This window comes from Longibacter sp. (assembly GCF_051155795.1).
In the GTDB taxonomy this organism is placed as follows: domain Bacteria; phylum Bacteroidota; class Rhodothermia; order Rhodothermales; family Salinibacteraceae; genus Longibacter.
In genome coordinates this window covers 1-9,710 of record NZ_DAXETW010000131.1, presented here as the reverse complement: position 1 = coordinate 9,710, position 9,710 = coordinate 1, and the positions used below count along the sequence as shown (strand labels likewise).

General features: G+C 62.9%; 7 protein-coding genes. 6 read left to right on the top strand and 1 reads right to left on the bottom strand.

Translation table 11 applies throughout. The features are described from left to right. Window positions 1-872, bottom strand: an 872-nt coding sequence (locus tag ACFCU0_RS13140; RefSeq protein ID WP_434974135.1) for a Glu/Leu/Phe/Val family dehydrogenase, incomplete at its 3' end; no start/stop codon positions are given. Window positions 873-1,441: 569 nt separating this feature from the next. Here ACFCU0_RS13140 and ACFCU0_RS13135 point away from each other — a divergent pair. From ACFCU0_RS13135 to ACFCU0_RS13110, 6 genes are all read left to right on the top strand, one after another. Continuing rightward, a complete protein-coding gene (locus tag ACFCU0_RS13135; protein ID WP_434974134.1) occupies window positions 1,442-3,427 on the top strand; it encodes a cation:proton antiporter in 1,986 nt (661 codons plus the stop codon). Window positions 3,428-3,619: 192 nt separating this feature from the next. Further along, complete coding sequence (locus ACFCU0_RS13130) at window positions 3,620-5,761, top strand: amino acid permease (protein ID WP_434974133.1); 2,142 nt, start codon at window positions 3,620-3,622, stop codon at window positions 5,759-5,761. Window positions 5,762-6,014: 253 nt separating this feature from the next. Then, a complete protein-coding gene (locus ACFCU0_RS13125; protein WP_434974132.1) occupies window positions 6,015-6,863 on the top strand; it encodes a transporter in 849 nt (282 codons plus the stop codon). A 178-nt stretch (window positions 6,864-7,041) separates the two neighbouring features. Next, window positions 7,042-7,893 (top strand): shikimate dehydrogenase, encoded by an 852-nt coding sequence (locus ACFCU0_RS13120; protein ID WP_434974131.1) that lies wholly within the window; start codon window positions 7,042-7,044, stop codon window positions 7,891-7,893. A 37-nt stretch (window positions 7,894-7,930) separates the two neighbouring features. Continuing rightward, window positions 7,931-8,671 carry a peptidoglycan editing factor PgeF gene (gene pgeF, locus ACFCU0_RS13115; protein WP_434974130.1) on the top strand — a complete coding sequence of 247 codons (741 nt, stop codon included), beginning with the start codon at window positions 7,931-7,933 and terminating at the stop codon, window positions 8,669-8,671. A 115-nt stretch (window positions 8,672-8,786) separates the two neighbouring features. Beyond that, window positions 8,787-9,710, top strand: a 924-nt coding sequence (locus ACFCU0_RS13110; RefSeq protein ID WP_434974129.1) for a YheT family hydrolase, incomplete at its 3' end; no start/stop codon positions are given.

The following is a 9,710-nucleotide window of genomic DNA, read 5'->3' as shown; positions in this document are numbered from 1 at the left end:
GACCCCGTCGTCTTCCGGTGATTCATGACCTCGTCGATATCGAAGCCCTCCGGGTCGTAGATGGCGCCTTCGATCTCGGCAAGACCGACGATCTTGGCATGGCCCTCGTTCTGGAGAATTCGCGCCGCGTGATACCCGACGTTGCCGAGGCCCTGAATGACGACGCTCTTACCGTCGACGCCCACGTCGAGACCCAGCTCTTCCATGTCATGCTTGTAGCTGCAGGCCTCACGGATGCCGTAGTAGACGCCGCGGCCCGTTGCCTCCGTCCGTCCGCGGACACCGCCCTGACCGACCGGCTTGCCCGTCACGCACCCGAGCGCGTTCAGATCGTCATCGGTCATCTGATTGTACGTGTCCATCATCCAGGCCATTTCCCGCTCGCCCGTCCCGTAATCGGGGGCCGGAACGTCCAGGCCGGCGCCGATGAAATTCTTCCGGATCAGTTCGAACGTGTAGCGGCGGGTAATGCGCTCGAGTTCGGCAACCGAGTACTCGCGCGTGTCGATGCAGACACCCCCCTTGGCCCCGCCGAACGGGACGTCCACAATCGCGCATTTGTAGCTCATCAGCGAGGCCAGCGCCATCACCTCGTCCACGTTCACGCTGGTCGCATAGCGAATTCCGCCCTTTGTAGGCTTCTTATGGTGCGAGTGCTCCGCGCGGTAGCCGCGAATCACTTCGATGGACCCGTCATCGCGCTTGATGGGAAACTCGAAGCGCACGATGTTATCGCACGCGCGGATCTGGCGGAGAATGCCGGCATCCAGGTCGCTGTGCTCCGCCGCCGCATCGAACATGCGGTTAACCTGGGCGAGAAATCCGTGCGGCTTGGTACCGTTTGACGTCGGCGTCGCCGTTGATGTGACCATGACAGAATGATTGTCGAAAAAGGAGTAACGTGCGGGCTGCGACCCGAGAGCTTCAGAGAGGTGATGCGGACCGGGCCCGGGGCAAGACGGGCAACACAGACCGTACCGCATGTAAGGCAGTGCATCCCGCAACTGCAAGCGCTTCCACGAACAGGTGCGTCGCCACCGATGCTTTTAAATCCAGATGCGCAATACCTTTTTCGAGCCTTCACGATGGCGGCGCGGCACGCCCGGATTCGCCCAGCCGGTATCGCCCGCCGCCGTGACAGCTCCCCACCCCACGAGTACAACCGACGCCTCGACCGCTCCGGGCGTTTCTTCCACGTCGGGTAGGTTTACCTGTCACACCGCCCGGGCGAGGGGAACTGCTAAGGTGTGAAAAACTGTTTGGCGGTTTTCGTGCTTGGGTTTTGGTTGGTCGGGTTTCTTTGGCTAGATGAGACCGTGTACCCTTGAACGCTGAACCCTGACCGCTGAACCTTGAACAACCGTAATGGACCCGCCCGGCGGACACGTCAGTAGCACCCCATTGTCCAACGCTTTCCATCGCGAACAAGCCGACCCGGTTCGTGCCTGAATCTATCCTGCTCGACATTACGACCGTTATCGTTCTGGGCATCGGTGCCCAGTGGGTGGCGTGGCGGTTTCGGTTGCCGTCGATCCTTCTCCTGCTGATCGCGGGATTTCTGGCCGGGCCCGTCTTCGGGTTGCTGTCGCCGGCCTCGCTGCAGGGAGACTGGCTGTTTGCCTTCGTCTCGGTATCCATCGGCATCATCCTGTTCGAAGGCGGGCTAAGCCTGCGCCTGAGCGAACTGCAGGCCGTCGGGTCCGCCGTTCGAAACCTGATTACGATCGGCGTACTGGTCACCTGGGGCCTCGGGGCCTTCTTCGCCCACATCGTCATGGGCTTTAACGTCGAGTTGGCAATCCTGATCGGCGCCATCCTGACTGTCACGGGCCCGACGGTCGTGGTCCCCCTCCTCCGGCACGTGCGACCGCGCGGACGCATCAGCACGGTCGCCAAGTGGGAAGGCATCACGATCGACCCCGTCGGCGCGATCATCGCGGTGCTCGTGATGGAGACCCTTCTACTCATCCATGAGCCGGCCCAGAGCGGTGGCCACACCGGGTTGAGCGGGGCAGCTGAACACGTCGTCATCGGGCTCGGGCTCGAGGTCTTCGTCGCACTGGGCGTCAGCGTGGCCGCCACCTTCTTCCTGCTGATCATTCTGAAGCAGCGGATGGTCCCCGACTTTCTCCGCAACCCGGTCACGCTCATGATCGTCGTGACGGCGTTCGTCGTCTCTAACGTGCTGAAGGAGGAGTCGGGGCTGCTGACGACAACCATCATGGGTATCGCCCTGGCCAACCAGCCGTACGCACCCGTCCAGCGGATCATCGAGTTCAAGGAAAACCTGCAGGTCCTGCTGATCGGGTCGCTGTTCATTCTACTAAGTGCGCGACTGAACCTCGGCGCGCTCGAGTTCATCACGATCGAATCCGTGATCTTCCTCGGGCTGCTGGTGATCCTCGTCCGACCGCTCGCTGTCTTCCTCTCCTCCTACGGAACGCAACTGGAATGGGAGGAGCAAGCCTTCCTGGCCTGGCTGGCGCCGCGAGGAATCGTGGCCGCCGCCGTCGCGTCCCTCTTCGCGTACCAACTCCGCAACATCTACCCGGACGAGGTCGAGGCGGTCGTCCCGACCATCTTCTTTATCATCGTCGGTACGGTCGCGATCTACGGCCTGACCGCCGCCCCGCTTGCCCGGTGGCTCGGGATCGCCGAACCGAACCCGGAGGGCATCCTCTTCGTCGGGGCCGCGGAGTGGGTCCGTCACATCGCGGCATTCCTGCACGAGAAAGGACACGAGGTCCATCTCGTCGATGCCAACGCGGACCACGTCCACCGCGCCCAGGACGCGGGACTCCCGGCGCGACGGGCAAACGCGCTCTCCGAAACCGTCCTCGACGACCTTGACCTGAGCAGCACCGGGCGGTTGCTGATCACCATTCCAAATGACGAGGTGGCGTCGCTTACCGCCCTCCACTTTTCGGAAGTGTTCGAAACCACGGACATCTACCAGCTTGCCGCGCAGCACGAAAGCCGCCACAGCAAACAGGGCGAAATGCCGAAACACTTGCGCGGTCGCCCCCTTTTCGGCGAAACCACAAGCTACGCCGAAATCGAGGACCACTTCGACCAGGGTGGCACCATCCGCGCCTTCGATCTCCAAGAGGACGGCGGGCTGTTCGACGACGGCGAGAAAGAGTATTACACCTACGACGACCTGCAGGAGCAAACGGGCGACATCTCCGTATTTCCCCTGTTTATCGAGCGGGACGGAGAACTGGTAATTGTATCAGAGGAAAGCAATTTCTCGCTCCGCCAGGGTGACACGCTCATCGCGATGGTCGGCGCCGGGGAACGCGTGCACCTCGTCGAAGGCGGCGACAGCTCCGTCTTTTTCTTCAACGAGCCGGAGGGCGAAGCCTCTACCGCGTCGTCCGCCTCGAACCAACCCGTCGAAGATCCCCCGGGGTCGAATCCCACCTGACATCCGCTTTTCCCCGCATCGCACACCGCGACCCGGGGCCTTTCCCCTCCTTCATCGGGGCATAAGGGGGCGTAACGGTGCGGTTGTCATTCGTTGATTCACGGATTCCGGGGAAACTGCCCCGTGACCTGTGCTTTCACCCACCCCGCGCTACCTTTACCCCGGCGCTTCCACTCGGTTTATTTTGACATCATGGCTGGATCTTCCGCATCAGGTGCGAAGAAACTTGACAAGTCACTGACGCTGTTCGACGTCTATGCGATTAGCACCGGGGCCATGTTCAGCTCCGGGTTTTTCCTGCTGCCCGGCCTGGCAACGGCCGAAGCCGGTCCGTCGGCCATTCTGGCCTACCTCATTGCAGGCATCCTGATCATGCCATCCATGCTCAGCATGGCTGAGCTATCGACGGCGATGCCGAAGTCGGGAGGCACGTACTACTTCCTGGACCGCAGCCTGGGCCCGCTCGCCGGTACTGTCGGCGGTCTCGGGACGTGGCTCGCCCTCGTTTTCAAGAGCGCGTTCGCGCTGATCGGGATGGGCGCGTATCTGGCGATCTTTTTCGAGGTGCCGATCAAACCGCTTGCCGCCGCGCTGACCGTCGCCTTTGCCGTTCTGAACGTCGTGGGTGCGAAGGAAACAAGCGGCTTGCAACGTATTCTCGTTGCTATTCTCGTGGCGGTCCTCGTCTTCTTCACCGTTCAGGGCCTGTTCACCGTCGTCGGGGGCGATCCTGCACAGGTACAGGGCGACTTGACGCCGTTCTTCCCCTTCGGCGCCACCGGCTTCTTCTCAACGATCGGCCTCGTCTTCGTCTCCTACGCCGGACTCACGAAGGCAACCAGTGTCGCAGAAGAGGTGCAGAACCCCGATCGAAATATTCCGCTGGGGATGTTTCTCTCGCTGCTGACCGCGACCATCCTCTACGTCGTGGGCGTGTACATTATGGTCAGCGTGCTCAATCCGGCGGAGCTCCGACAGGACCTCACGCCGGTCGCGACGGCAGGTGAGGTCTTCCTGACCTGGCTCCCGTACGGGGGCGGACTCATCCTCGTCGTCGTTGCTGCCATCGCCGCGTTCGCCTCGACCGGCAATGCCGGCATTCTTTCAGCGTCGCGCTACCCGCTCGCGATGGCGCGCGACCGACTGCTGCCGGAGCACTTCGCGAAGCTCGGACGCTTCAAAACGCCGACCTTCGGCGTCGCCATCACCGCGGTATTGATGCTGCTGGTCATCTTCGGACTTAGCGAAGAAGGCGTGGCGAAGCTCGCAAGTGCGTTCCAGCTTCTCATCTTCGGGCTGGTGAACTTTGCCGTGATCATCATGCGCGAGAGCCGCATCCCGTCCTATGCGCCCGGGTACCGGTCCCCCTTCTACCCGTGGACTCAGATTCTGGGCATCGTGATCGCCTTCTTCTTAATCACGGAGATGGGCCCGCTCGCCATCCTCTTCACCGGCGGCATCGTCATCGCCGGCATCGGGTGGTACTTCTTCTACGCCCGGAACGTCGCCCGCGAAGGCGCCATCTTCCATCTGTTCGCCCGCCTCGGCAAATTCCGCTACGACGGTCTCGACAGCGAACTTCAGGGCATTCTCGAAGAAAAAGGATCCACCGACGACGCCGAATTCGAGCGCCTCGTGGCCCGCGCGGAAATCTTGCAACTCGAAGAACCCACCGACTACGCATCGGTCGTGGAGCGTGCGACGAAAATCCTTGCCGAGCACCTGTCCATTTCGGCGGAAACGCTCAAGCACGACTTCCTGGAAGGCACCCAGCATAGCGCCACCTCGGTCTCACACGGCGCAGCGTTGCCGTACGTCCGCGCCAGCGGCATCAACCGCCAGGCTATGGTGATGGTGCACTGCCAGTCCGGCATCTGCGTCGACATCGACCCGGACATCACGGGCGAGAGCGGATCGGAGCCGGTCTACGCGATCTTTTTCCTCGTCACCCCGGAGGACGAGCAGAGCCTGCACCTCCGAACCCTTGCAACTCTTGCGAGCCGCACGGACGACGATGACTTCCTGGTCGAATGGCGCTCCGCCAACGACGAGCAGGAGGTGAAGGAGTCGCTCTTGCATCACGACCGCTACCTCACCCTCCAGCTCTTGAGCGGCACCAATACCGAAGAGTTCATCGGAAGAGAAGTGCGTGATGTCAATGTCCCGGCTGGCAACCTGGTCGCGCTCATCCGGCGGCGCGGCGACATCATCGTGCCGAACGGTAGCACCTCTTTCGAGGAAGGCGACCGCGTCACGATCATCGGCGACCCGAACGGGATCCAGCGGCTCTACGAACTGTACCGCCGCGGCGAACGCGAAGGTGTCGTTCGATAGGGTAACGGACGTACAGGCTTTGCAGCCAGCGTGAATTTTGCATCCCGCGAGGGCACCCTGCGCGGATGTCTGATCATGCCAATCGCCCGCTCGGCCCGCAGAGGTGCGACCTTGTAATCAACCAGGAATCCGGCGTAATACCATCGTTACCCCGCCCGGTGGATCGGCGGCCTGTGTCTACCCATACGGGACGCCGCACGATGGCCCTCGCGGCTCTCGTCACGTCGATTTTGATCACGATTCCTGTTTTGACATGAACACTGACTACATAGCGCGAACGCTTTCTGCAGGTCTTGCTCTCCTGCTGATCATCACGATGGCGGCGCCGTCGTCGATGGCACAGATGGTCGATGAGCCACTGTCCTCGGATCGCCCGGGCTTCAGCAATGCCGCGGCGACGGTCCAGCAGGGCGTCGTCCAGGCGGAGCTCGGCTACAGCTTCGTCAACACGGCCGACCAGTTCGGTGATGAATCGGCGATCGATCATAACCTCGGCCAACTGCTCCTCCGCTACGGGGTTACCGACGCCGTCGAGCTTCGTGCAAACATCGGCTCGTACCAGTTCGTCGAGGTCCAGGACGGTCCACTCTCCGACCCGCTGTCGACCGAGCCAGAGACCACCTTTGAAGACGGATACTTCGGCCCGGCCGTCGAAGCGAAGGCCCGAATCTTCCGAAATGCCACGACAACCGTGTCGGCGTTCTCTTCGACGCTGATTCCTGTCCAGACGGGCGTCTACGATAGCAACCCCGACCAGCGCGCGGTGCAAACGCTTGCGCTGCTCCTGGACGGTCAGCTCGGCACCGGCGTCTCGCTCACGCTGAACGGTGGAGCGCAGTTCTTCTGGGACGGCGGCGTGCAGGACGACCGCAACGTGTCAGCCCTCTTCATTCCGACGCTCAACTTCTCCATCAACGACGCGCTCGGTGCCTACGTGGGCTACTACGGCGTTTACAACGACAGCGCGAATACGAACTTCGTCGAAGGTGGCCTGACGTACCTCGCGTCCAGCAATACGCAGGTAGACCTGAACACGGGCTACCGCGTGGACGACAACCTGGATCAGTTCTTCGTCGGTATCGGCCTGTCGCAGCGCTTCTAACACAGCATCATGACACGTCCCGTGTGCCACCGCCGGCGCACGACGGTCTTCCCAGCGGACCGCCCCGATCGTTCGGGCGGTCCGCTTTATTTATGACTCACCCTGCGGAAACCCACCACCGTGCGGTCTGATTTCATCTACCAACCAATCTGCCCCGACCACCCCGCCCCCTTACCTCATGCCCATTGACGCGCAGACGCGTCTCGTCACACTGCTCGGCTTCCCGGTCGAACACTCGTTGTCGCCCGCCCTCCACAACCCGGCGTTTGACGCGAAAGGAGTGAATGCTGCCTACGTGGCGACGCCGGTCCGGCGAGAGGATCTGACGGCGGCCGTGAACGGGCTCCGCGCAATGCACTTTCTGGGCGCCAATGTGACGATTCCCCACAAGCAGGCGGTCCTTCCCCTTCTCGATGAGGTGTCGGAAACGGCGGAGGCGGTGGGTGCGGTGAACACCATCGTGTGCGAAGGTACCGGCGACGAGCCGTTGCATCTCCGAGGCGACAACACCGACGTGGCGGGGTTCGTTATGCCGCTTACCGACCACGCCGACACCCTCGATGCGGGGAGCGCTACGGTCCTCGGCGCCGGCGGTGCGGCACGGGCGGTCGTCTACGGCCTGCTTACGCGCTTCGACCTGGACCGGCTGACGATTGCCGCTCGCCGGCCCGCGCAGGCGGAGTCGCTCGCCCGTGAGTTCGCCCCCTGGGCGCGGGACACCGCGATCGCCGCCACGGCGTTTGCCGAAGCGCCCGTTCGCGCCAGCCGGCTGGTCGTGAACGCAACCCCCGTAGGGATGCAGCCCGATGACGGGGAAACCCCGTGGAAAGAGGCGGACGACTTCTCATCAGGTCAGATCGTCTACGACCTGGTCTACGCTCCCCGGGAGACGCGCCTTCTGCGTCAGGCCGCTGAACGCGGCGCGACAGCAATCGGCGGCCTGGAGATGCTGATTGGCCAGGCCGCGGACGCCTTCCGGCAGTGGACCGGTTGCGAAATGCCAACGGCGATCGCGCGAGCCGCGTTATAGACGTTTCTTTCCTGAACCGACCACTGCCGTCGCCGCTATGCTCCTTCGCCCGTCCGCATTTTCCGATCATCCGGGTCTAGCTGCCGGCTTTTCCACGCGGAACGGAGGCGTGAGCCCGAAACCCTACGAGAGCCTCAACCTCGGGACAACGACCGCGGATGACCCGGAAAACGTGGCTAGAAATCGCCGGCGGTTCTGCGATGCACTTGGCACATCCCGCGGTCAGATCGTCGAGGCCGGCCAGATCCACGGATCTACGGTTCGGATCGCGACCGAAGCCGGTGTAATCCCGGACTGCGACGGCCTCGTGACCGACACGCCGGGCCTGCTCCTCTGCATCGGTACGGCCGACTGTGCCGCCGTTCTTCTCGCGGACCTGCACGCCGGCGTCGTCGGAGCATGCCACGCTGGATGGCGCGGTACCGTCGCCAACATCGCGGCGAACACGGTCGAGGCCATGATCGGCCTCGGCGCCATGCCATCGAACATGACCGCCTACGTCAGCCCGTGCATCTCGCTCGACGCCTTTGAGGTCGGCCCCGAGGTCGCCGCACAATTCGACTCCCAACACGTGCATCGCCGGGACGAATGGCCCCGCCCTCACGTTGACCTCAAAGCCGTAGTCCGGGACCAACTGGAGCAGGTCGGACTCACTGGCGAACGCGTCGAGGTGTCGCCCTACTGCACGATGATGGACAACGACGACTTCTACTCCTACCGGGCCGGAGACGGGGTCACCGGGCGCATGTTTGGTGCAATAGGTCTGTCCCTGGAATAGAGATCGGTCGCACGTTCCATCCGAACCACCTGCTTGTCATAACCCGGCCCAATCGCCGGCATGCGTCGTTCTGCCGCCTCCCGTACTGTTTTCCCCCACCGATTGTCTCTCCCCGATGCCCGTCGTTTCGTCCTCCTATGACGCCCCCGCCTGGCTGATCGGCGGACACGCACAAACGCTTTACGCGACGCTCTTTCGAACGGTCGACTTTTACTACGAGCGGAGAGAGCGCATCGACACGCCGGACGGGGACTTTCTCGATCTGGAATGGACGCGGCCCCGCGACAACGATCGCCTGTCCGAACCGTCACGCATCCGCCGGGTCGCCATCCTGACCCACGGGCTGGAGGGAAGTGCGCAGCGAAATTACATGCGGGGCATGGCGCGCGCCCTCGTTCGACACGGCTGGGATGTGGTTGCCTGGAATCTGCGAGGCTGTAGTGACGAGTTGAATCGCACCGTCCCGACCTATCACAGCGGGAAAACCGAGGATCTGGAAACGGTGGTGCAGCACGCACTGTCGAACGGGTATGGGCGTGCCGCCCTGGTCGGGTTCAGCCTCGGAGGCAACATGACGCTGAAGTACCTCGGAGAGCGCGGCGCGTCGGTGGACGATCGCATCCGACGTGCTGTCGCGATTTCGACGCCGGTCGACCTGGAAGCCTCCTCCCGGCAGATTTCCGCGCGATCGAACTGGCACTATACGCAGTACTTCCTGCGATCTCTGCGCGAAACCGTCCGGCGAAAGGCACAGATGCACCCCGACGCGGTGGACGCGTCGATCATGAACGGAGTACGGACGCTGACGGATTTCGACGACGCGTTTACGGCTCCCCTGAACGGATTCCGCGACGCGCGCGATTACTACCGGCAGTCCAGCAGCAAACCCCTGCTCGAAAACATCGCCATCCCGACGCTGCTCCTGAACGCGGCCAACGACCCGTTTCTGCCCGACAGCTGCTACCCGGTCGACCTCGCGCGACGGCACGACCTCCTGACCCTTGACGTACCGGATGAAGGCGGCCACGTCGGCTTCGTC

Bases quoted from the DNA above. Each gene is read 5' to 3' on its own strand.
- ACFCU0_RS13130 (WP_434974133.1), top strand. From the start codon at position 3,620: ATGGCTGGATCTTCCGCATCAGGTGCGAAGAAACTTGACAAGTCACTG.
- ACFCU0_RS13125 (WP_434974132.1), top strand. From the start codon at position 6,015: ATGAACACTGACTACATAGCGCGAACGCTTTCTGCAGGTCTTGCTCTC.
- ACFCU0_RS13120 (WP_434974131.1), top strand. From the start codon at position 7,042: ATGCCCATTGACGCGCAGACGCGTCTCGTCACACTGCTCGGCTTCCCG.
- pgeF (WP_434974130.1), top strand. From the start codon at position 7,931: ATGCTCCTTCGCCCGTCCGCATTTTCCGATCATCCGGGTCTAGCTGCC.